This window comes from Gracilibacillus sp. D59, from assembly GCF_052246695.1.
Taxonomy (GTDB): domain Bacteria; phylum Bacillota; class Bacilli; order Bacillales; family Amphibacillaceae; genus Gracilibacillus.
Genome location: NZ_JBQQCK010000007.1, coordinates 64613 through 87699 on the forward strand (window position 1 = coordinate 64613; position 23087 = coordinate 87699).

18 protein-coding genes and 2 riboswitches are annotated in these 23087 nt (G+C 36.6%); of the genes, 17 read left to right on the forward strand and 1 reads right to left on the reverse strand.

Annotated features, from left to right (window positions below):
* Positions 1 to 110 precede the first annotated feature (110 nt).
* Complete coding sequence (locus ACTWP4_RS13110) at positions 111 to 890, reverse strand: ion transporter (RefSeq protein WP_443129224.1); 780 nt, start codon at positions 888 to 890, stop codon at positions 111 to 113.
* A gap of 256 nt (positions 891 to 1146) precedes the next feature.
* Between ACTWP4_RS13110 and ACTWP4_RS13115 the strand changes: the two genes are divergently transcribed.
* From ACTWP4_RS13115 to ACTWP4_RS13195, 17 genes are all read left to right on the forward strand, one after another.
* Complete coding sequence (locus ACTWP4_RS13115; protein WP_443129225.1) at positions 1147 to 2517, forward strand: TrkH family potassium uptake protein; 1371 nt, start codon at positions 1147 to 1149, stop codon at positions 2515 to 2517.
* Positions 2518 to 2571: 54 nt separating this feature from the next.
* The gene (locus tag ACTWP4_RS13120; protein ID WP_443129226.1) at positions 2572 to 3930 is read left to right on the forward strand and encodes a TrkH family potassium uptake protein; all 1359 of its coding nucleotides are present in this window, start codon (positions 2572 to 2574) and stop codon (positions 3928 to 3930) included.
* Between the two features lie 763 nt (positions 3931 to 4693).
* A complete protein-coding gene (locus ACTWP4_RS13125) occupies positions 4694 to 5644 on the forward strand; it encodes an AAA family ATPase (RefSeq protein ID WP_443129227.1) in 951 nt (316 codons plus the stop codon).
* A complete protein-coding gene (locus tag ACTWP4_RS13130; protein WP_443129228.1) occupies positions 5641 to 6909 on the forward strand; it encodes a DUF58 domain-containing protein in 1269 nt (422 codons plus the stop codon). The genes ACTWP4_RS13125 and ACTWP4_RS13130 overlap by 4 nt, the downstream gene beginning before the upstream one ends.
* Positions 6906 to 9122: a transglutaminase domain-containing protein gene (locus tag ACTWP4_RS13135; protein WP_443129229.1), complete on the forward strand. Its 2217-nt coding sequence runs from the start codon at positions 6906 to 6908 to the stop codon at positions 9120 to 9122. The genes ACTWP4_RS13130 and ACTWP4_RS13135 overlap by 4 nt, the downstream gene beginning before the upstream one ends.
* A gap of 168 nt (positions 9123 to 9290) precedes the next feature.
* Positions 9291 to 9392: riboswitch (purine riboswitch) on the forward strand.
* Between the two features lie 180 nt (positions 9393 to 9572).
* Entirely contained in the window at positions 9573 to 11093 is a 1521-nt protein-coding gene (gene guaA / locus ACTWP4_RS13140; protein WP_443129400.1) for a glutamine-hydrolyzing GMP synthase, read from the forward strand.
* Positions 11094 to 11377: 284 nt separating this feature from the next.
* Positions 11378 to 11938 (forward strand): DUF3267 domain-containing protein, encoded by a 561-nt coding sequence (locus ACTWP4_RS13145; protein WP_443129230.1) that lies wholly within the window; start codon positions 11378 to 11380, stop codon positions 11936 to 11938.
* 71 nt (positions 11939 to 12009) lie between these two features.
* A riboswitch (purine riboswitch) is annotated at positions 12010 to 12112 on the forward strand.
* A 103-nt stretch (positions 12113 to 12215) separates the two neighbouring features.
* Entirely contained in the window at positions 12216 to 13517 is a 1302-nt protein-coding gene (locus ACTWP4_RS13150) for an NCS2 family permease (RefSeq protein WP_443129231.1), read from the forward strand.
* Positions 13518 to 13835: 318 nt separating this feature from the next.
* A complete protein-coding gene (locus ACTWP4_RS13155) occupies positions 13836 to 14600 on the forward strand; it encodes an IclR family transcriptional regulator (RefSeq protein WP_443129232.1) in 765 nt (254 codons plus the stop codon).
* A 105-nt stretch (positions 14601 to 14705) separates the two neighbouring features.
* Entirely contained in the window at positions 14706 to 15608 is a 903-nt protein-coding gene (locus ACTWP4_RS13160; RefSeq protein WP_443129233.1) for a fumarylacetoacetate hydrolase family protein, read from the forward strand.
* Positions 15601 to 17055 carry an alpha-ketoglutaric semialdehyde dehydrogenase GucD gene (gene gucD, locus ACTWP4_RS13165; protein WP_443129234.1) on the forward strand — a complete coding sequence of 485 codons (1455 nt, stop codon included), beginning with the start codon at positions 15601 to 15603 and terminating at the stop codon, positions 17053 to 17055. Before ACTWP4_RS13160 ends, gucD begins: the two co-directional genes overlap by 8 nt.
* Positions 17056 to 17184: 129 nt before the next feature.
* Positions 17185 to 18366: an NAD(P)-dependent malic enzyme gene (locus ACTWP4_RS13170; RefSeq protein ID WP_443129235.1), complete on the forward strand. Its 1182-nt coding sequence runs from the start codon at positions 17185 to 17187 to the stop codon at positions 18364 to 18366.
* 221 nt (positions 18367 to 18587) lie between these two features.
* Entirely contained in the window at positions 18588 to 19949 is a 1362-nt protein-coding gene (locus ACTWP4_RS13175) for an ABC transporter substrate-binding protein (protein WP_443129236.1), read from the forward strand.
* 77 nt (positions 19950 to 20026) lie between these two features.
* Complete coding sequence (locus ACTWP4_RS13180; protein ID WP_443129237.1) at positions 20027 to 20914, forward strand: carbohydrate ABC transporter permease; 888 nt, start codon at positions 20027 to 20029, stop codon at positions 20912 to 20914.
* A gap of 13 nt (positions 20915 to 20927) precedes the next feature.
* Positions 20928 to 21824 carry a carbohydrate ABC transporter permease gene (locus tag ACTWP4_RS13185; protein WP_443129238.1) on the forward strand — a complete coding sequence of 299 codons (897 nt, stop codon included), beginning with the start codon at positions 20928 to 20930 and terminating at the stop codon, positions 21822 to 21824.
* 40 nt (positions 21825 to 21864) lie between these two features.
* A complete protein-coding gene (locus ACTWP4_RS13190) occupies positions 21865 to 22608 on the forward strand; it encodes an SDR family NAD(P)-dependent oxidoreductase (RefSeq protein ID WP_443129239.1) in 744 nt (247 codons plus the stop codon).
* A gap of 32 nt (positions 22609 to 22640) precedes the next feature.
* The gene (locus ACTWP4_RS13195; RefSeq protein ID WP_443129240.1) at positions 22641 to 23081 is read left to right on the forward strand and encodes a PPC domain-containing DNA-binding protein; all 441 of its coding nucleotides are present in this window, start codon (positions 22641 to 22643) and stop codon (positions 23079 to 23081) included.
* Positions 23082 to 23087 lie beyond the last annotated feature (6 nt).

Here is a 23087-nt window from a genome sequence, read left to right on the forward strand (position 1 = left end):
TATTCGTCTTTGAAGTGGATAAAAATGGATTTATCCCAGGCGCTTTTAAGTTTAAACATCAAAAGAAGATAAACAAACCAATCGGTGTAACCAGGCAAATGATTTGATGATTATTTATTCTGCAACATTTCCTTAATTTCTCGTATTTCTTTTCGCAATTCTTTTATTTCACTTGTATCTTCTTTAATTTCATCGGTATCTTCTTCAATATCTTCTGTAATTTTTTGCGCATTATTGACGATTTCCCCCACTATTAAATTAATCATGATAAACGTAGCGATCACAATAAACGATAGGAAGTACAGCCATGACCATGATTCCTCTGCGAAAATCGGACGAAAAATCCCGCTAGCCCACGATTCTAAAGTGAAAATCTGAAACAATGTAACAAAGCTTAAAAAGATATCACCGAAATATTCTGGTGCAATATCACCATAAAAAGATGTTCCTAGAATGGCATATACATAGAATATGATCAACATAATCAATAATACACTACTTATGGAAGGAATAGCCATAAATAACGCAGAAACAATTCGTCGTAATGTAGGGATAACGGTAATAGTACGGAAGACTCTTAAGACACGGAAAATACGCAACACACTAACGAACGGGGTACTGTATAAAATCAGACTACCTAGGACAATAACAAAATCAAATATGTTCCATGGATTGGAGAAAAAATGTTTTTTCAGTACGATAATTTTAAGAAGGACTTCTAATGTGAAAATGGTAAGAATGATTATATCAATAACGATAAAGTAACTATGATAACCTTCATATATATCGGGGAACGTTTCAAGACCAATTAATATTGCATTGAATATAATTAATCCTGTAATAAAACGGTTAAAGCGAGCATCCATAACAAATTTTTTTAATGAATCCATCCGATTTCTCCTTTTCTATGTATCAAATCATATTTGTGCTTTTAAAATAAGTTTAAATTGAAAGTAAGATAAACACAATATAAAAGGACGATATAAAATGAAACGAAATGAAGCATAACACCCTTTATCTCATCACCATCGAACGGAAGGTTTCATCGTGATCATATAGTGCATTTTAAAAATTAATTAGGATACCATTTCTATTTTTTGCTATAATGTCAGTTGTAGCACTAGAAAATAGAAAGAAGTGAACACTGTGCGTAATAGGTTAAGTATTTTCTTTCATAAATTAAGTAATTTATCAGGTATTCATCTTATTGTATTATTTTATTGTTCGGCTGCATTAATATCTACCTTATTACTGAGTATCCCGTACTTCCATCGCGAAGGTGTCGAAGTATCATGGTTAGATAGTATTTTTACAGCAGTTAGTGCCATTAGTGTAACAGGACTAACCGTTGTATCTACAGCTGATACGTTTAACAATATCGGTTACTTCGTTCTAGCATTTGTATTGCAGTTTGGTGGTATTGGGATTATGACGCTAGGAACGTTTGTCTACATTTTACTTGGTAAAAAAATCGGGATACGAACAAGACAGTTGATTCGGATTGATCAAAACCGCAATACGTTAGCAGGATTAGTCCAATTAATGCTAAAAATTTTAAGAACGATACTTGTCATTGAATTGTTTGGTGCTGTCGTTTTATCCATACATTTTCTAAAGTACTTTGATACATGGCAGGAAGCATTAATACAAGGAGTATTCGCATCTGTCAGTGCGACGACAAATGCAGGCTTTGATATTACAGGCGTATCGCTTGTGCCTTTTGCACATGATTATTTTGTTCAATTTATTACTATCCTTCTTTTAGTTCTAGGAGCGATTGGATTTCCGGTTTTATTAGAAATCCAGGACTTGCTTTGGGGAAGGTATCGCAATTTAGAGTGGAAGTATCAATTCTCTTTATTTGCTAAGGTCACAACAACTACATTTTTCATATTAATTGTGATAGGAGCAATAGGTATCTTTGTATTTGAACATAACCATTTCCTACAGGACAAGGCCTGGCATGAGTCAATATTCTACAGTCTCTTTCAGTCTGTAACAACACGTAATGGTGGTTTGGCAACGATGGATGTTGCAGAATTCACGACACCTACGTTATTACTTTTGTGTGCACTTATGTTTATTGGGGCATCACCTAGTAGTGTCGGTGGTGGGATTCGTACCACAACGTTTGCCATTATGATGCTCGCTATTTTTCATTATGCAAAAGGGCATGATACGATAAAAGTATTTAGACGCGAGGTCGATCCGGAAGATGTGACAAGGTCCTTTATCGTTGCGATTACAGCTATCATGTTATGTGGAAGTGCGATTGTGTTTTTGATTTGGTTAGAGCCGTTATCGAATATGGCGATAGTTTTTGAAGTGTTTTCCGCTTTTGGTACGACAGGTTTGTCAATGGGAATCACCTCTGATTTTTCAGCAATCGGAAAAATAGTTATCATTTTGTTGATGTTTATCGGACGTATTGGGATTTTCTCATTCCTGTTCTTAATTCGTGGAGATGATGTTCATGACCGCTATCATTACCCGAAAGAAAAGATGATAATTGGCTAAATCTATGGTAAACTATCCTCTAGTTTGAAATACACTAAGGGGCAATATATTAGTATGAATAAAATGAAGCATTTGATAAAACAATGGACAGCCATTCATCATATTGTGATCTATTATTTAATAGCAGTAATTATTGGGACTTTTATTGTCAGTTTGCCAATTTTTCATCGACCAGGGGTTGAATTATCGTTTATTGACGCTATGTTCACTGCGGTTACCTCTATTAGCGTAACAGGGTTAACAGTTGTTACCATTGCAGATGTATTTAATCCAGCAGGTCAAATAGCTATTGCCGTTATTCTCCATCTTGGTGGAATAGGGATCATGGCGATGGGTACCTTCATCTGGGTGATACTTGGTAAAAAAATTGGAATTCGCAGTCGGAAAATGATTATGGTCGAACAAAATAGTAAAACATTATCCGGTCTTGTGAAATTAATGCTAGAAATCTTTAAACTTATCTTGTTGATTGAGCTAGTTGGCGCTGCTATTTTATCGATTCATTTTCTTAATTATTATGACAGTGTTGGAGAGGCTGCTTTACACGGCTTGTTTGGAGCTGTCAGTGCGACTACCAATGGTGGCTTGGATATTACCGGTGCTTCATTAATCCCGTTTGCTGATGACTATTTTGTTCAATTTATTAATACTATTCTGATTATTTTAGGTGCGATTGGATTCCCGGTATTAGTAGAAGTTCAAGCAGTCATAAAGGGAAGAACACAGGTTATCAATGATCGCCATAAATTCTCTTTGTTTACCAAAATCACGACGGTAACATTTTTTTGGTTGGTTGTAATTGGTGCTCTGCTTATCTTCTTACTAGAGAAAGACGCCTTTTTTGCGGATAAAACATGGCATGAAACTTTCTTCTATAGCTTATTTCAGTCGGTTACCAGTCGAAGTGGTGGTTTGGCGACAATGGATGTTTCCGAGTTTTCGACGGCAACACTATTCTTAATGAGTGCACTAATGTTTATTGGGGCTTCTCCAAGTAGTGTTGGCGGTGGGATTCGTACGACGACTTTTGCCATCATGCTTTTGACGATTTGGAATTATGCAAAAGGTAATTCTAGTGTGAAAGTGTTCGGACGTGAGATTCACCAAGAAGATACTTTGCGATCTTTTATCGTCATCACGACTGCGTTAATGCTTTGTGGAGGTTCTATTATTGTTTTAAACATAACAGAACCTTTTAGTCTAATGGAGGTTATTTTTGAAGTAGCATCTGCATTTGGTACTACCGGCTTATCAATGGGAATTACGTCGGAATTGTCGACTTTTGGTAAATGTATAATTATGTGTCTTATGTTTATCGGTCGTATCGGTGTCTTTACATTCCTGTTTATCATACGTGGTGACGATACAAAAGACCGTTTCCACTACCCAACTGAACGAGTGATTATCGGATAACCCCAAGGCGTAGCCAGGGGTTATTTTTCTTGGACAAAAAGTATAGAATCGTGTACAAAAAACATAAACTGCAAAGTTTTACTTTTTAAAGATTTGCCTTCTTCCATTCTTTCTTGAAGGGAGTGTTATGGCACCGCTCCGGCAGAATACTGTGCTTTCCGTGGGCACGGCTTCAGCTAACTTGGTAAAGAAGACCGCATTACCAAGTGGATCTTCAGCGCGTGCTGTTCCCACAGGAGTCTCCGTATTCTGCCTCCACTAATAACATTATTCTATCTTTTTAAAGTGGAAATACTCGGAAACCACTTCTTGTGTTTTACTTTTTTCAAAAACTAGAACACTATGCTAAGCGGAGGCAAGATACACAGACTCCTACGGAAACAGCACGTGTCCGAAGACCCCGTGATGCACCTGCGTCTTCTAGTAACGCTTCGTTGTAGGCTTCCTCAGTGCAAGGGAGCAAAGAAGTTTATTCAAGTAGTTCCCTGGCTGAGGCCGTGCCCGTGGAAAGCGAAGTATCTTGCCGTAGCGTGTGCCAGCACTCATCAAAAACTAGGATGGAAGGAATCAATTTCAACTATTCATAAGTTCGCAGTTTTCATCTAATTCGACATCACGAACAATAAATCAATCCACACTGGAGAAATCCAAGATTTTCTTTATTCACCTAGATTAATCAGTAGGAAAAGGGGGCTTACATATAGTATAGTTATAGGTAGTAATAGTTTCGGATAGAAGTAGTGAGCAGAATGGAGGCGGAAAGATGGATTATGGAAACGAAGTTGCGAAAATTTTAGAAAACATTGAAAAAGTCATGATTGGAAAGGAACGCGAAGTAACACTTAGTCTTGTTGCCCTGTTAGCTGACGGGCATGTATTACTGGAAGACGTACCAGGTGTAGGTAAAACCATGATGGTACGTGCACTTTCAAAATCATTAAATTGTGATTTCAAACGGATCCAGTTCACACCTGATTTATTACCTTCGGATGTAACTGGTGTTTCGATATATAATCCGAAAGAAATGGTATTTGAATTCCGTAGTGGCCCTATTTTTGGTGATATCGTATTAGCCGATGAGATTAATAGAACCTCACCAAAAACCCAATCCGCTTTGTTGGAAGCAATGGAAGAGATGAATGTAACTGTAGATGGTATGACGAAACCACTGCATAAACCCTTTTTTGTAATGGCAACCCAAAACCCTGTCGACTATGAAGGAACGTATCCATTACCAGAGGCACAACTTGACCGCTTTCTAATGAAATTAAGTATGGGATATCCAAATGAAGTGGATGAATTAGAAATGTTAAATCGAACAGATCGTGAGCATCCGATCGATGAGATAGAAGCAGTTATAAATAAAGAACAATTACTAAAGATGCAAAAAGAAGTCGAAAGTCTTTATGTAGATAACACGGTAAAGCGTTATATTGTTCAGTTGGTATCAGAAACGAGAAAAAGCCCTTATGTTCAATTAGGGGTAAGTCCGCGTGGTTCGATCGCATTGATGAAAGCAGCTAAAGCATATGCCTATATTCAAAAACGTGATTATGTAATTCCGGATGACATCGTTTATTTAGCACCGTATATCTTATCACACCGGCTAATATTACGACCGGAAGCAAGGTATGAAGGGGTTACCCAATCTTCTCTTATAACACAAATTTTAGAAGAAATCGATGTGCCTGTGCGAAAGGAATTGCATGGATGAAACCAATCATTCGAAAAGTCGTAAAGGAACTACAACTACTTCTTTTACTTGGGATACTGTTTGTATTTGCGATGTTTCAAGGCGGTTTTGTCAGCTGGTTCCTATTTTATAGTATGCTGCCTATTATTCTCTATTTGCTATTCATCCCATTCTATCCAATTAGTAATTGGAAGATAGATAGAAAGTTGTCAGACAGGTATTTGGAAACAGGTGGCAATATTGAGGTAACCATTACGATTAAACGAAAGTTACCCTTTCCTATTTTCTATTTAGTTATGGAAGAAGAATTTCCAGAATCACTTCAGTATCAAGATATTGGAAAGAAAAAATTTCAGTACCTTTCCGATCAGCAATCGTATAACAGAAAACGTCATATAAAAAAAGTGATATATCCAGGTTTTAAGAAAGACTTCACTATTCAATATCGAATAGAACATTTGCCAAGAGGAAAACATCATTTGTCCGATATTAATCTAAGAGTAGGTGATCCGTTCGGTTTTGTTGAGTGTGAACATCGCTTTGACTCCACAAAAGAGTTTTTTGTTCATCCTGCCATTCAAGAATTGAAGTGGAAGCATCAATCTATAAGTCTAGAAGAGGGTTCCACTTCCTCGCATATCCATGATGAAAAACTGACAAATGTTGTATCAGGTGTTCGTGAATATATTCCTGGAGATCGCTTTTCATGGATTGATTGGAAAACCACCGCACGAAAAAACACAGTGATGACTAAAGAGTTTGAACAGGAAAAGGACTCCAGTATAGTCGTTATTTTAGATGTGGGTGGAATACAACGATCACAGCGAATAGTTTTCGAAGCAGTTGTGGAATGGACAGCATCTATTTTGCAATCGCTTCGTAAGAAAGATCAAAACATCTCCTTTTATACATTTGGAAAATCAGAGAGATTTTTCTCTAATCAACAATTACAGTTCCAATTTCCAGCAGTACAAAACTACCTTTCCACCGTAGAACAAGAACAAGTATCTTTAGCAGAAAGAATGGCAACACCGATGAAGGAGCTATCAAGAGGGAGTGTCATTTTGTTTGTTATTCATCACTTAGATGAGTTATTAGTAGAGAGACTATCGAATTGGAAGAATCAAGATTATACCTTAGTAGTCTGTTATGTCATTCCAGAAGAACACTTGAATACCAAAGAAGAGCAATATATCCGATCACTACGATTGAAAAATATTAGTGTTCAAACAGTATCTGAAAAACAGTTAATGCAAGATCAATGGGAGGTGCAGGCATCCCGATGAAAAAAAGTATATCTTTAGAATCTGTATCTTCCTTTATTCTATTATTAGCAGGTTTTATATTGTTCTGGGAATGGTTACGTCCGTTAGAACAAATAACGGATACAGGTAGTTTGTATTTGTTTGTTGTTTATGCTGCTATTTGTTTTGTTACTTCTTTTTTTACGAGAAACTTGTGGGCGAAGTTCTTGATCAAGTTTTTCTCACTACTGTTTATAATGGATTATTTATTTATTGATGCTACTTTGTTATCCCAGGAATGGATGCAAACCCTGGGGTTAGAGTTGAGATTTAATCTTGAAGTGGTATGGGAAAACGACTGGGCCTTAATGACTGCCTTTTTTAGAAGTCTATTATTCTTGTTCTTGTTATGGCTTATGAGCTATTTATTACATTATTGGTTTATGGTAGCTAATAAATTCTTTTTGTTTGTTGTATTAACCTTTATCTATTTAGCGGTATTAGATACGTATACGATTTACGATGCACAATTAGCGATGGTCAGAACGTTTATTGTGTCGTTTTTGGTACTTGGTCTCAGTAGATATGTAAAACTGATGGATAATGTTGAAACAAAGGATAATAAGAAACATGTGTGGAGCTGGATGACTCCGATTATTGTCATTGTAATGTTCGCCACTGTACTAGGAATTTACTCACCAAAATTGAACCCGCAATGGCCTGATCCTGTTCCGTTTATTCAGAGTACAGCGGGGCATGTCGGTTTTAGTGGTGCTTCTGTACAAAAAGTCGGTTATGGGGAAGATGATTCACAACTAGGAGGCTCCTTTGTACAGGATGATTCTCCTGTATTTGAGGCAATTGCCCATGACGATATTTATTGGCGGATTGAATCGAAGGATTTGTATACAGGAAAAGGTTGGGAGCGTTCAAAAGAGTTAGACTTCCAACCATTAAACAATGGTGAAATAGAGTGGAGTACCTTTCTGCCGCAACAGACAGAAACGGCTTCATACAGCGCTACAGTACGACCGGTGAATCAAAATCAATTGCCGAAAGTAGTGTATCCGTATGGTGCTAATCATATTACGTCATCTGCACAGGAATCGTTTTTTACGGATAGTAACTCAGGTCTGATAGAGGCTGAATCAGCAGAACAGAACCAAAACCTATCTTATACCATTGAATATGAGGCTCCGTCTTTTTCAATTAATAAATTAAGGAGTAATTCAAATGATGATCCTGCAGATATTAAAGAACGGTATTTGCAATTACCAGATAGTTTACCTGATCGTGTTCGCGAGTTAGCAGCAGAGGTAACGAAAGGGAAAGACAATCGATACGATAAGGCACAGGCGATAGAAGGCTTTTTCTCATCGAATGGGTATGTGTATCAAATTGAAGATGTGTCTGTACCTGAAGAAGGCGAGGATTACGTTGATCAGTTTTTGTTCGAGACAAAAATAGGTTATTGTGATAATTTTTCTACTTCTATGGTAGTTATGCTTCGTTCCTTAGATATCCCTGCGCGATGGGTGAAAGGATTCACCGGTGGAGTGGAAGCAGTAGATCAGCCTAATCTTCCAGAAGGTTATTCCTTATATGAAGTGACAAATAATAATGCACACTCATGGGTTGAGGTGTATTTCCCGGAAAGTGGCTGGGTACCTTTTGAACCAACAAGTGGATTTACCAATCCAACTGACTTTTATCTGGAAACTAGCGGAGATGTTAACACTGAGGATTATATGACAGATGATCAGGAACCGGAAGAAGAAAGTTCGGAAGAAACAAGTGAACAACAACAGGGAAATGAAGCACTAAATCCAGAAGAAGATGAAAGTGAAGTTGGTGGTGCAAGTAATGAAGATGATGGGAATGGCTCGATTTATTACTGGATAGGTGCTGTACTTCTTGTAATTGTGCTTCTGGCAAGTGTTGCTTATCTTAAAAGGTATGAATTAAGAGATTGGTATATGTTAAAGAGATGGCATCGATTAACAGAAAGATTAGAAATAGAAGCTGCTTATATATATTTACTGGAGATCTTAGAAAAAAGAGGACTACATCGTAGAAAAGGTCAAACACTTCGACAATATGCAGTAGAAGTTGACCAACGGTTAGGCACCTCAGAAATGTATGATATCACGCTAGCATATGAAGAATACTTGTATCGAAACCAAACGTCATCACCAAAGGATAACAAGCGTTTACAAAGCTTATTCCAGCGAATGATTGATCAAATATTTGCTTGACCAGTCTCGTATCGATTGATAGAATAGATAAAAATTAAAGGGAGTATTTATTATGGTGCTAATCGTCCGTAAAACACCCACTACAAGGTTAGAGTAAATCAAGAAGGTAAGTGGGGGATAACGGACACTAACACCCTGATAATTCTCAAAGTAATTGATGCAGTCTTCCTTGCATCATCACGACACCTTCATATATGTTTGAGAATAAGGCTCAAACGTTTCTACCGAAACACCGTAAATGTTCGGACTATGAAGGCGGGAGTCTTGCCTTAGATTTCTGCCTTTCTGTTTGTATCAAGAAAGGCAGATTTTTATTTTCAGCTTGAAAAATACTGTCCCCAGTGTAAAACGGAGTTGAAAAAAGTTACCATCTTTGTGATGATAGCATCACTTTTATGTATAGATTGGAATCAAACTGAAGGAGTGGACAACTTGGAAGTAAACAATGAAATGATTTTAGTGTTAGATTTTGGTAGTCAATACAATCAATTGATTACACGTCGTATCCGTGAATTCGGCGTATATAGTGAACTTCATTCGCATCGCTTAACAATTGATGAAATAAAAGAAATGAATCCAAAAGGGATTATTTTATCTGGTGGTCCTCACAGCGTATATGGAGAAAATAGTTTCCGTTGTGATGAGCGTATTTTTGATTTAGGTATTCCAGTTTTAGGTATTTGCTATGGGATGCAGTTAATGACCCATCACTTCGATGGTATTGTGGAACGTGCCAACCAGCGTGAATATGGAAAAGCAGACATCCATGTCAAAGAAGGAGCATTACTTTTTGAAGGAACTCCGGTAGAACAAGTGGTCTGGATGAGCCATAGTGACAAAATTATCGAACCACCAAAAGATTTTGATATTGAAGCAACAAGCTCGTCTACACCAGTTGCTGCGATGAGTAATAAGGACAAGCAATTATATGGTGTACAATTTCACCCCGAAGTACGTAATACGGAGTATGGAAATGATGTCTTAAAATCTTTTGTCTTCCAGGCATGTGACTGTACAGGCGATTGGACAATGGCAAACTTCATCGATATGGAAGTTGATAAAATCAGAGAGCAAGTGGGTAATCGTAATGTGTTATGTGCCTTAAGCGGTGGTGTTGATTCTTCCGTCGTTGCAGCACTAATTCATAAAGCAATTGGTGATCAGTTAACTTGTATCTTCGTTGATCATGGACTGTTACGGAAAAATGAAGGAGATACCGTCATGAAGACGTTCCGTGATCAGTTTAAAATGAATATTATTAGAGTTGACGCACAGGAACGATTCTTGTCCAAGTTAAAAGGTGTTTCCGATCCAGAACAGAAGCGGAAAATCATCGGAAACGAATTTATTTATGTATTTGATGATGAAGCTGCAAAACTGGAAAAAATGGATTTCTTAGCACAAGGAACGCTTTATACAGACATTGTGGAGAGTGGTACGGAAACAGCACAAACCATTAAATCTCACCACAATGTTGGCGGGTTACCGGAAGATATGGAATTTCAATTGATTGAACCATTAGATACGTTGTTTAAAGACGAAGTACGTGCATTAGGTACAGAGCTTGGAATGCCAGATGAGATTGTATGGCGTCAACCATTCCCGGGACCTGGACTTGGTATCCGCGTACTTGGTGAAATCACTCCAGAAAAAGTAGAGATTGTTCGTGAATCAGATGCCATCTTACGTGAGGAAATTAAAAATGCTGGATTAGATCGTGATATCTGGCAGTACTTCACGGTATTACCAGACATCCGCAGTGTCGGTGTTATGGGTGACGCGCGTACGTATGATTACGCGATTGGTATCCGTGCAGTAACTTCTATTGATGGTATGACATCTGACTGGGCACGTATCCCATGGGATGTTTTGGAGAAAATATCTACCCGATTAGTAAATGAGGTAGATCATATCAATCGAGTACTGTACGATGTAACGAGTAAGCCACCAGCAACAATTGAGTGGGAATAAATAGCTAAGTCAGAAAAGTATACACTTGTTTCACTCACAGGTGTATGCTTTTTTATTTACTAGTATACTTGCAATAAGCCTGAGTTTTACTTCCAATTTATCACGGTGCTAACCGTCTGTAATACCCCCACTTCCAAGCTTCAAGTAACACAAGGATAAAGCTTGGGAATAACAGACGCTAACACCCTGATAAGTTTCGCTAATGATCAGTGGGGGTCAAAACCCCCACTAATCATAGTCTCACTTTATGTTAAAATGAAAGAAAAACAAAGGTGTGATAGCGAATGAATTTAAAGTTGATCGACGAAATAAATATCGCGGTAAATCGTAAATTACTTATTTGGTTAAACGTTTGGTCTATTGTTCTGTTCTGTTTGATAATAATCGGAGGAATATTCATGTCATCACAAGGCTCTCTTTCCATTACCTTCTTAGGCCTTTTTATTTTTTTAATCATCTTAGTGGTTACCTTTTGCTTGCATGAATGGATTCATGGCATCTTTTTTAAAGTATTTGTTCCTGGAGCCAAAGTGCAATATGGATTTAAAAGCGGTATGCTCTATGCGGCTAATCCGGGAACGAGATATACGAAAAAACAATTCACCATGATTGCGATCACGCCTTTTGTTGTCATTACCTTTTTAATCTGCTTGTCGTTGATATTTCCGATAAATCGTGTGGGGATCTACTTGCTATTTGCGATACATACATCTGGTTGTGTTGGAGACTTTTATTATTGTTATCTGTTATTACGAAATAAAAATCGTCCAATATTGATAGAAGATACAGCGGAAGGGATAAAAATTTATGAGGAGTTAAAGGCGAACGATACAATGGAAAGATAAAAAAATATTCGGATTTAGTCTTGACTAAATGAAAACAGCCTAGTAATATAGTAGTATATGAAAGAAACATAATTTAGATTATAATCATTCGTCGTATAATGTTGGGAATAAGGCCCAAGAGTTTCTACCAGAGCGCCGTAAATTGCTCTGACTACGAGGAGGATGTAGGATATAGATTTATTTATCATGTAGACTACTCCGAATTGTAAAAACACTCTTGGAATTTCTAAGGGTGTTTTTTATTTTCGGTCGTTGAACTAAAGGGAGGAAAGGTAAAGTGAGAAAGTATTTTGAATTTGATCAGTTGGGGACAAATTACCGTACCGAAACAGTAGCAGGTATTACAACCTTCTTAGCTATGGCCTATATTCTATTTGTTAACCCGGACATGTTAGCTGCAGAGGGAACAGGTATGGATAAAGATGCTGTATTTGTTGCGACAGCTCTAGCAGCAGCGATTGGTACATTGATTATGGGTGTTTTTGCAAAATATCCCATTGCACTCGCACCAGGGATGGGATTAAATGCATTTTTCACCTATACAGTTGTGTTAGGACATGGAATTCCGTGGGAAACAGCTTTAGCAGGTGTATTTGTATCGGGTGTTATCTTTATTCTTTTGACGCTTACAGGTATTCGTGAAAAAGTAATTAACGCCATTCCACCTGTTTTGAAGATGGCGGTAGGAGCAGGTATTGGTTTGTTTATTGCATTTATTGGGTTTCAAAACTCTGGAATTATTATTGCAGACCCATCAACAATGGTTGCATTAGGGGACCTAACAACAGGTCCGACATTATTAGCTGTTTTTGGTGTTATTATTACTGTCATTTTACTTGCTTTGGGATTAAAAGGCGGCGTGTTTTATGGCATGATTATTACAGCAATTGTGGGGATGATCTTTAGCCAAGTGCCAACTCCTGATGGAATTGTAGCGCCAGTTCCTAGTATGGCTCCGACATTTGGTGCAGCATTTGCTCACATAGGCGAAGTATTTACCTTAGAAATGCTAGTAGTTATTTTAACGTTTTTATTTGTAGACTTTTTTGATACAGCAGGTACGTTAGTAGCAGTTGCATCTAAAGCTGGTTTATTAAAAGATAATAAATTACCAAGAGCAGGAAAAGCTTTATTTTCAGATTCAGCAGCTACTGTAGTAGGGGCTACATTAGGTACTTCAACGACAACTTCTTATGTAGAATCTGCAACAGGTGTTGGTGCAGGTGGACGTTCAGGCTTTGCATCAGTAGTAACAGCTATTTTGTTTATTTTAGCATTATTCTTTTCGCCGTTATTAGGAGTAGTTACTTCGGCGGTGACAGCACCGGCATTAATTATTGTAGGGGTACTAATGGCATCATCCTTGAAAGACATTCCATGGGATGAATTTGATGTAGCGGTACCTGCGTTTTTAACAGTTGTCACTATGCCGCTAGCATATAGTATTGCAACAGGTATCGCAGTAGGCTTTATCTTCTACCCAATCACAATGGTAGCAAAAGGTAAAGCAAAAGAAGTAAATCCAGTCATGTGGTGTCTTTTCGTTATCTTTGTACTGTATCTTGCATTTTTAAACTAAAATATCCAAAGGCTTTGGCATTGCCAAAGCCTTTTAAAATGCTGAAATATTCTAGGGCAACAGTGGGGGGCGGAACAGAAATCTAGTATTACTATCAAATTTTCCGCTATCATCATTACCATAAACGCTTTAACCTTAAGATATACCTTGAAATAATTTGAGAAGATAAGGGACAATAGCTTATACATAATATATTTAGAATAAGCGTACAACTATTTGAATGTAAGTAAGTTCAACTATTTAAAAATACTTTTGATTATATAAAACTAATATGATATAATTTTAGCAAAGTAAAGAAATGAAAGAGGTTACATAAACATGCCGATCATCCAGTCAGTAGATAGAGCATTAAAAATCCTTGATCTATTTAATGAGCAAAACAGTGAAATGAAAATTACTGAAATTAGCAGAAAATTAGATTTGAACAAAAGTACAACTCATTCGTTGCTTAAAACATTAAAAGAACACCATTATATTAAACAGGATTCGGATAGTGGTAAATATAGTTTAGGCTTAAAACTGCTGGAACGTGGCCAATTTATGTTAAATAGCATGGACATAAGAGAGATTGCCAGAAAACATCTGATTGATTTGTCTGTCAAAACTGGACAAACGACACACTTAGTTATACTAGAAGGTATGTATGGTGTCTATATTGATAAAGTCGAGGGTGCATCGGCTATTGTGTATTCTAGGATAGGAAAAAGAGTTCCAATCCATAGTAGTGCCGTGGGTAAATCATTAATAGCTTTTAGACAACAAGAAGAAATAGATGAATTGTTAAAAGACTATCATTTTTTTGCACAAACAGATCATACCATTACAAACAAACAAGTATATATAGAAGAATTAACAAAAGTCAGAGCCCAAGGTTATTCCGTTGATAATGAAGAAAATGAACCTGGTATTTTCTGCATTGCGGTTCCGATATTTGATCATACCAATAAAGTGATTGCCGCTATTAGTATTTCAACTACGAAACAAACGGTTACTAAAGAATTAGAACAAGAAATCGTAAGTACCTTGAAACGAACTTGTTCTGAAATTTCGAAAACGTTGGGTAATAAAAAAATTTATCTGTAAAAAGATAAATTTTTTATTAACTATATTAAAGAACTTAGTTTTATATTATAAAACAAAAAGGAGGGAAGACAGTACCTTTTATTACATTAAATGGGAGGAAGAAAAATGAGGATTATTAGATTTAAGAAAGAATCGAATGTAGAGCAGTTAGCTGTAGTTACTAATGGCAATAATATCTTTGAGTTAAAAGTAGATTCCTTTCAAGATTTAATTACGGAAGCGGAAAAGCATAATAAGAGTTGCAGTCAAATAATTGAAGAGGAAATAATGAATAAGCAATCGATCCCGCAGGAATTATCAGAATTAGAGCTATTAGCACCTATTGTGTCGGATGAAGTATGGGCGGCAGGAGTAACCTATTTAAAAAGTAAAGAAGCAAGAAATAGAGAAGCTAAAGTTCAAACTAATTCTTTTTATGATAAAGTATACGATGCAGAAAGGCCTGAAATATTCTTGAAATCTACTGCAAGAAGATTAATAGGTCCTGATACACCTGTCGGAATTAGGGCAGATTCTAATTGGCAAATACCTGAGCCAGAATTAGCATTAGTGGTCAAAGCTGATGGTGAAATTTTAGGTTACACAATAGGAAATGATATGAGTAGTCGTGATATAGAGGGAGAGAACCCACTTTATTTACCGCAGGCAAAAATGTGGAAGCACTCTTGTTCCATTGGTCCGGCAATTTTGTTAGCGGATACAATAGATGATCCTTATAATTTGGAAATTGAGTGTCGCATTTATCGTAAAGGTATATTGATCTCAAAAGGAAACGCGAATACATCCATGTTGAAAAGAAGCTATAATGAATTAGTTTCTTACTTGATTAAAGATAATGATATTGTAGATGGCACAACCTTACTTACAGGAACATGTATCATTCCAGATGACAGCTTCACTTTAGAAGAAGGAGATGTTATCGAAATAGAAATTGAATCGATTGGTGTTTTAAGAAACCCAGTTAAATTAGCTAGCAATATTTTTAAAGGAGAGTTAATAAATGAGTAGAAATGTATTCTTAAATTATATTGGCGGGGAATGGAAAGCATCTGCAACAGGTGAAGTATTGGAAAGCTACAATCCTGCGAACAAAACTGAAGTAGTTGGCAGTGTACAAAAGTCAGCAAGAGGCGATTTAGACGAGGCTGTGTCTCACGCAAAGAGTGCACAAAAAGCTTGGAGAAAATTAGCTGGAGCAGAAAGAGGTAATTATCTGTATCAAGCGGCAGCTTTGTTAGAAGAGAACTTGGAAGAGATTGCAACAACAATGACGAAAGAAATGGGGAAATCTTTGCCCGAAGCAAAAGGGGAAACCACTCGCGGGATTCAAATACTTAAATATTATGCAGGCGAAGGAATGCGATCTGATGGTGATGTAATACCATCAACAGATGCCAGTGCACTAATGTTCAGTAAACGAGTTCCAATTGGAGTTGTTGGAGTAATTACACCGTGGAATTTCCCTGTAGCGATACCAATTTGGAAAATGGCACCTGCCTTAATTTATGGTAATACCGTAGTATTAAAGCCAGCAACAGAAGGAGCGGTTACCGCAGCTAAGGTAATGGAATGCTTTGAAAAGGCTGGTTTTCCAGCAGGGGTTGTTAATTTTGTATCAGGAAGCGGCTCTGTTATCGGCCAAGGCTTGGCTGAGAATAGCGATGTCAATGCTGTTACCTTTACTGGCTCTAATAATGTAGGGAAAAATATCGGGAAAATCGTCGCAGCACGCGGAGGTAAATATCAATTAGAAATGGGTGGAAAAAACCCGATCATCATAGCAGAAGATGCAGATATCGAAGCTGCAGTTGATGCAACATTAAGTGGTGGATTGAAATCTACCGGACAAAAATGTACCTGCAGCAGTCGTGTCATTGTACAATCCAGTATCTATGACCAATTCAAACAACGATTGATCGAAAAAGCACAAGAAATTACTGTTGGCGATGGTATGGATGCTGCTACGTGGATGGGGCCTTGTGCAAGTGAAGGGCAATATAATACGGTTAAACATTATATAGCCAAAGGGAAAGAAGAAGGAGCATCTTTAGCATTAGGCGGAAATGTACTAACGGAAGGTAATCTCAAAGATGGTTATTATATTGAGCCAACGATTTTTGATGATGTCACAACAGACATGACAATTGCCCAGGAAGAAATATTCGGACCAGTCCTGGCGCTAATGAAGGTCGATACAGTTGAAGAAGCGATTGAATTGGCAAATGATGTTGATTTCGGACTGAGTGCTTCAATCTTCACTAAAAATATTGATCATATTCTATCGTTTATCGATGATATTGAAGCAGGTTTAGTACGAATTAATTCCGAAACAGCTGGTGTTGAATTGCAAGCACCATTCGGTGGTATGAAAGCATCTAGTTCCTACTCAAGAGAGCAAGGACAGGCAGCGAAAGAATTTTTTACTACTATGAAGACAGTGTTTCTTAAAGGTTAAAGAAATATTTATTTTAGTAATTCGTTTAAAACTATCTCCTCTTGTTTTTTACTTTAGTCTTATAAAGATTATAAACAAGAGGAGATTTATATATATTACTAAAAATATTTTAGGAGGATAGTTTATAAAATGAACAGACGAGATGAAGCACTATCTATGCATGTAAAGCACAAAGGAAAATTAGGAACTTATTCTAAAGTTCCTGTAAGGAATACGGAGGATCTTAGTTTAGCTTATTCACCTGGTGTTGCAGAGCCCTGTCGAGAGATTTATAAAGATTCAAAGAGCATTTATGATTATACTATGAAGGGAAATACTATTGCAGTTGTTAGTGATGGGAGCGCTGTATTAGGATTGGGAAACATTGGGGCCCATGCTGGATTACCAGTAATGGAAGGAAAGTCCGTTTTATTTAAAGAGTTTGCAGGTGTAGATGCTTTTCCGATTTGCGTTAATTCTCAAAATGTGGAAGATATAATTCAAACAGTTAAAATGATTGAACCTAATTTTGGGGGTATTAATCTAGAAGATATTGCTGCTCCAAGGTGTTTCGAAATAGAAGAAAGGTTGAAGAATGAACTTGATATTCCGGTTTTTCATGATGATCAGCATGGGACAGCTATAGTTACCATGGCTGGTTTAATTAATTCATTAAGGCTGGTGAATAAAAACTTTGAGGATATAAAGGTGATTGTAAATGGAGCAGGCGCAGCTGGTATAGCTGTCACTAAATTATTGCAGCATTTCGGAGTAACTAACATTATTCTTTGTGATTCTAAAGGAGCCATTTATAAGGGTAGAAGCGAAGGAATGAATAAAATAAAAGAACAAATGGCTGAAACTACAAATATCACAAAAGAAAAAGGAAGCTTGGAAGATGTATTAGTAGATTCTGATGTATTTATTGGTGTATCAGTTAAGGATATATTAACTAAAGAAATGATTCAGTCAATGGCAAGTGATCCAATTATTTTTGCTTTAGCGAATCCGGATCCAGAGATCTTACCAGAATTAGCAAAAGAAGCAGGAGCTAGAGTGATTTGTACTGGTCGAAGTGATTATCCTAATCAGGTAAATAATGTATTGGCATTCCCTGGGATTTTTAGAGGAGCCTTAAGTATACGTGCCTCAGAAATTACAGAAGTAATGAAAATAGCGGCAGCAAAAGCTATAGCGAATTTAATAAAAAAACATGAATTAACAGAAGATTATGTAATTCCCAATCCATTTAATAAAAGAGTAGTTGAAGTAGTTACAGAGGCTGTTTCAAAGAAGACATTAGAAAAACAAAGTGCAGAAATAAACTTATAAATAAGAAATGAAAAAACTAAAATATTCAATATTCTATTGACAATGGATATTATCCATGGTTAAATTTATAAAAAAAGGTTGACCAATTAATGACTATACCAATCAACAAGTCAACCTTTTTATTTAAAGGTTTGATGTAAGCGTTTAATTTATCGGGTGGGAGGTGAAAAATACATCCTTGATTAGACCCATCAAATAAATTTAATAAAGGAGAGGTCAAATTGAAAAAGAAATTATTATTTTTAATAATTTTGTTGGTCACTTGTGCTTATGTAGTAGCCTGTAGCAGTGATGATGATACTGCAGGAACTGATAAAGAGTCTAATGGAAATGAAACGAATAATGAGTCAGAAAGTAATGGAGATTCCTCTAAAGAAGAAGTAGAAATTAGATTTGCTTGGTGGGGTAATACAGAACGTGATAAAAAGTATAATGAAATTTTAGATCTTTACGAAGAACAAAACCCCCATGTAACAATTATCCGAGAACCATCTACATTTGGAGATTATTGGCCTAAGTTATCAACTCAAGTAGCCGGTGGAAATGCACCAGACTTATTCGGTCTACACTTATTACTATATGGTAATGAATATTTTACTAAAGATGTAATTGAACCTCTAGATTCTTATGTGGATGAAGGTTTAATAAGTTTGGATGGATGGGATCAATCAGTAATTGAGGCAGGAACTTATAACGGTGATTTGTTAGCGCTTGCAAAAGGGGTTACCATTCAAGCTTTAATCACTAATAAATCTAAGATTGAGGAACTAGGGTTAGAAGTTCCATCACAAGAAATAACCTATCAAGAATTTAAAGATTATGCTGCTACAGCAGTTGAGGCCTTAGCGGATGGAGAATATGTAACATCAGATCCCACATTAAATACAGAACATGGTATTGAAATGTGGGTACGACAAAAAGGTGGATCATTCTTAGAACCAGACGGATCGGCATTAGGCTTTACTAAAGAAGACTTGGCAGGCTATTGGGAATATTGGTCAGAAATGAGAGAAATGGGGGCTATTCCTCCTGGTAACGTCAGTGCTGAACAAGCTGGTGTTCCGGAAGAAAGTACACTTTTTGCTCAAGGTAAACAATTATTCCAAGACCGTCCGACAAATCAAGCAAAAATGTTTGCAGATTTATTAGGAGACGCTGAACTAACTATTACTCGTTACCCAGTAATGGAAGATGGAGAGTTCCGTGGAGGAGAACAGCTACAGGTGCCAGCCCAAGTTATGAGTAAAAATTCTGAAGTAAAAGAAGAAGCTGCAAAATTATTAAATTATTTCGTAAATGATTTAGAGGCAACTGAAATTTACAGTGCTGAAAATGGACTTCCAGGTACTAAGCCTGTTCGAGATAATTTACAAGATTCCTTACATCCAATGGATCAAAAAGCTATCGAACATATGAATCTTGTTACGAAGGATATTCCACCAACAACAATACGTCCGGAAGGTGCGGTAAAGATTACGGAGTTGTTCCAAAGTTACTCAGAACAAATTGCTTTTGAACAAATGACTATTGATGAGGCTGTAGATGCGTTCTTTGAAGAAGCAGATTCTATCTTAAGTCAGTAATGATTTTGAGTGAACAGATAGTCGATCTGATTGTCTGTTCACATTATATACATACTTTAAGGAGGTGAAATCAATATATGCTTTATAAATTTTGGCAGAAAAATAAGATTGCATTGTTATTTCTTTCTCCATGGTTTATAGGAGTAACCGTATTAGCCTTCATACCTATGGTTGCATCACTTTATTTATCATTTACGAACTACAATATGTTACAAGCACCAAACTGGATTGGTCTACAAAATTTCGAAACAATGCTCAATGGTGATGGTAGGTTTTTCCAATCATTGAAAGTAACTTTTATTTACGTTTTTCTAGGTGTACCTTTACAACTCTTAGTAGCCTTTTCTTTGGCCACTTTATTAAATAGAGGAGTAAAGGGGCTATCCTTCTTTCGGGCGATTTACTATGTTCCATCAATATTAGGACCAAGTGTTGCGATAGCAGTGTTATGGAGACAATTATTTGGGATGGATGGTATTTTTAATGATTTTATCGGGATTTTTGGTGTCGAACCTCAAAGTTGGATTGCAGACCCATCGACATCATTATATACATTAGTGATATTACTTGTATGGCAATTCGGTTCTCCAATGGTTATATTCCTGGCTGGTTTAAAGCAAATCCCGTCTGATTTATATGAGGCAGCAGCTATAGATGGTGCTGGCCCTGCTTATATGTTATTTAAAATCACTTTACCGTTAATCACACCTATTATCTTTTTTAATTTAGTAATGCAAATAATTGGTGCATTCCAAGCGTTTACCCCAGCGTACATTATTGGTGGAGGAACAGGTGGAACATTAGATTCAACGTTGTTCTATACACTATATCTGTATATAAAAGCATTTACAGAATTTCAAATGGGTTATGCATCTGCTATGGCTTGGTTCTTATTATTAATAATTGCAACGTTTACAGGATTGCTATTTTTGACAGCGAGAAAATGGGTTCACTATCAGGATTAAGGAGGTGTTTATTATGTCGAACATGGCAGACCATACGACAACGATGACGTCATCAAAACAAAATAATAAAACGGCTACAAGAAAGAGATTCTTTGAAAGTACAAAGTTCATATTTCTTTTTATAGGAGCTATCATTATGCTCTATCCAGTGCTTTGGATGTTAAGTAGTTCATTCAAGACGAATGATAAGATTTTTACAGAGGTAGGTCTATGGCCTTCTGAAATTACTGTTAACAATTATTTGCAGGGATGGGAAGGGATTTCAGGATTTACGTTTACTACTTTTTATTTTAATTCATTTATAGTTGTAGGTTTAAGTATTTTAGGAAACATCATAGCCTGCTCTATGGCTGCGTATGCATTTTCAAGGCTTGACTTTACTTTGAAAAAATTCTTGTTCGCTGTAATGCTCGCTACGATGATGTTACCAATTCACGTTCTATTGATACCTCAATATATATTATTCAATAATTTAGACTGGGTAAACACATATCTTCCATTGGTGGTACCAAAATTCCTTGCTACGGATGCATTTTTTATATTTCTAATGGTTCAGTTTATCAGAGGTATTCCAAGGGAGCTGGATAATGCAGCCAGAGTTGATGGATGTGGACAGGTACAAATTTTTACTAGAATTATTTTTCCTTTAATGACACCTGCTCTTGTAACTACAGCCATTTTCACTTTCATATGGACATGGAATGATTTCTTCTCACAATTTATTTATTTAAGTAACCCTGAGAAGTGGACTGTAACATTAGCTTTAAGAGGATTTCTGGATACTATGGGGGAGTCCATGTGGGGTGATATGTTTGCAATGTCAATATTATCATTAATTCCTATATTTATTTTTTTTATTGCATTCCAAAAACTGCTTATTGAAGGTATTTCAACAACTGGAATTAAATAAGTAACAGAATTTGACTTGAAAAACGAGGGGGTGTAGTGGTATGGAGCTACAAGGTAAAACCGTACTGGTTACAGGTGCAGCAACTGGTATTGGAAGAGCGATTGCTATAAAACTTGCAAAAAAAGGTGCTAATATCGCTATTAATTATACGAAATCTATTAAAGAAGCTGAGCAGACTTTAGAAGAAGTATCTTCACTAGGTGTAGGTGGATTACTTGTCCAAGCTAATGTATCAGAAAATGAACAAGTTAAAAAAATGTGTAACCAAGTTTTAAATAAGTTTGGAAGTATTGATATATTAGTGAATAATGCGGGTGCCACTAATTTTGTAGTATTGGAAGATCTTGAAGGGATGAAAGATGAGTATTGGGATAATGCGTTCAATGTCAATGTAAAAGGTATGTTTTACACCAGTAGAGCCTGCCAAGAAGAATTAAAAAAAAACAAAGGATGTATTGTAAATATTACGTCAATTGCAGGGTTTAATGGTACAGGAAGTTCAATGGCATACGCAGCCTCAAAAGCGGCAGGTATTAGTGTGACAAAATCATTAGCACGAGTTCTAGCTCCTGAAGTTAGAGTAAATTCAATAGCGCCTGGAATTGTTTTAACAAGATGGGTGAATGGACAGGAGTCACACATAGATAAACATAGCAACGGTACTTTATTGGGAAGGATAGCACTGCCTGAAGACGTTGCAGATATGGTTTATGGAATAGTTGCCGGTGGGGACTTCGTAACAGGTCAAACAATTGTTGTTGATGGTGGTTTTACCATTTATTAATATATTTAAATATTTAGTAGGAGGTATTGAACATGTCAAAAAGTGTTTTCTTTGGTAAAGGTTTTGGCAGAGCAATCGTAATTAGCTTGACGAAAGGTGACAAACTGCTAGAAAGTATTAGGGACCAACTGAAAGAAGAAGGTATACAGAATGCAGTAGTTTTTGGTGCGGTCGGATCAATGAGAAAATTAGTTTATCATCTACCAACTAGTATGGGACCAACATCTGAAGATAAAATTCTAACCATTCAAGGTAATGGCCCTGTAGAGTTAGGATCATTATCTGGAAACGTTATTGATGGTGAACCACATTTACACATAGTAGCTCAGGATAAGGAAGGTAATTATGTAGGGCACTTAGAAGAAGGAACAGAAGTATTATTTTTAGCTGAAATTATTTTAGCAGAAATAGAAGGGTTAAATATACATCGTGTACAAAATGAACATGGTGTAGCGTTTTTATCTGAAAAATAGTTAGCA

What these genes read in the sequence shown, in the direction of transcription:
- ACTWP4_RS13110 (WP_443129224.1), bottom strand. Translation starts at nt 890, where the DNA reads ATGGATTCATTAAAAAAATTTGTTATGGATGCTCGCTTTAACCGTTTT.
- ACTWP4_RS13120 (WP_443129226.1), top strand. Translation starts at nt 2,572, where the DNA reads ATGAATAAAATGAAGCATTTGATAAAACAATGGACAGCCATTCATCAT.
- ACTWP4_RS13125 (WP_443129227.1), top strand. Translation starts at nt 4,694, where the DNA reads ATGGATTATGGAAACGAAGTTGCGAAAATTTTAGAAAACATTGAAAAA.
- ACTWP4_RS13130 (WP_443129228.1), top strand. Translation starts at nt 5,641, where the DNA reads ATGAAACCAATCATTCGAAAAGTCGTAAAGGAACTACAACTACTTCTT.
- ACTWP4_RS13135 (WP_443129229.1), top strand. Translation starts at nt 6,906, where the DNA reads ATGAAAAAAAGTATATCTTTAGAATCTGTATCTTCCTTTATTCTATTA.
- guaA (WP_443129400.1), top strand. Translation starts at nt 9,573, where the DNA reads ATGATTTTAGTGTTAGATTTTGGTAGTCAATACAATCAATTGATTACA.
- ACTWP4_RS13145 (WP_443129230.1), top strand. Translation starts at nt 11,378, where the DNA reads ATGAATTTAAAGTTGATCGACGAAATAAATATCGCGGTAAATCGTAAA.
- ACTWP4_RS13155 (WP_443129232.1), top strand. Translation starts at nt 13,836, where the DNA reads ATGCCGATCATCCAGTCAGTAGATAGAGCATTAAAAATCCTTGATCTA.
- ACTWP4_RS13160 (WP_443129233.1), top strand. Translation starts at nt 14,706, where the DNA reads ATGAGGATTATTAGATTTAAGAAAGAATCGAATGTAGAGCAGTTAGCT.
- gucD (WP_443129234.1), top strand. Translation starts at nt 15,601, where the DNA reads ATGAGTAGAAATGTATTCTTAAATTATATTGGCGGGGAATGGAAAGCA.
- ACTWP4_RS13170 (WP_443129235.1), top strand. Translation starts at nt 17,185, where the DNA reads ATGAACAGACGAGATGAAGCACTATCTATGCATGTAAAGCACAAAGGA.
- ACTWP4_RS13180 (WP_443129237.1), top strand. Translation starts at nt 20,027, where the DNA reads ATGCTTTATAAATTTTGGCAGAAAAATAAGATTGCATTGTTATTTCTT.
- ACTWP4_RS13185 (WP_443129238.1), top strand. Translation starts at nt 20,928, where the DNA reads ATGTCGAACATGGCAGACCATACGACAACGATGACGTCATCAAAACAA.
- ACTWP4_RS13190 (WP_443129239.1), top strand. Translation starts at nt 21,865, where the DNA reads ATGGAGCTACAAGGTAAAACCGTACTGGTTACAGGTGCAGCAACTGGT.
- ACTWP4_RS13195 (WP_443129240.1), top strand. Translation starts at nt 22,641, where the DNA reads ATGTCAAAAAGTGTTTTCTTTGGTAAAGGTTTTGGCAGAGCAATCGTA.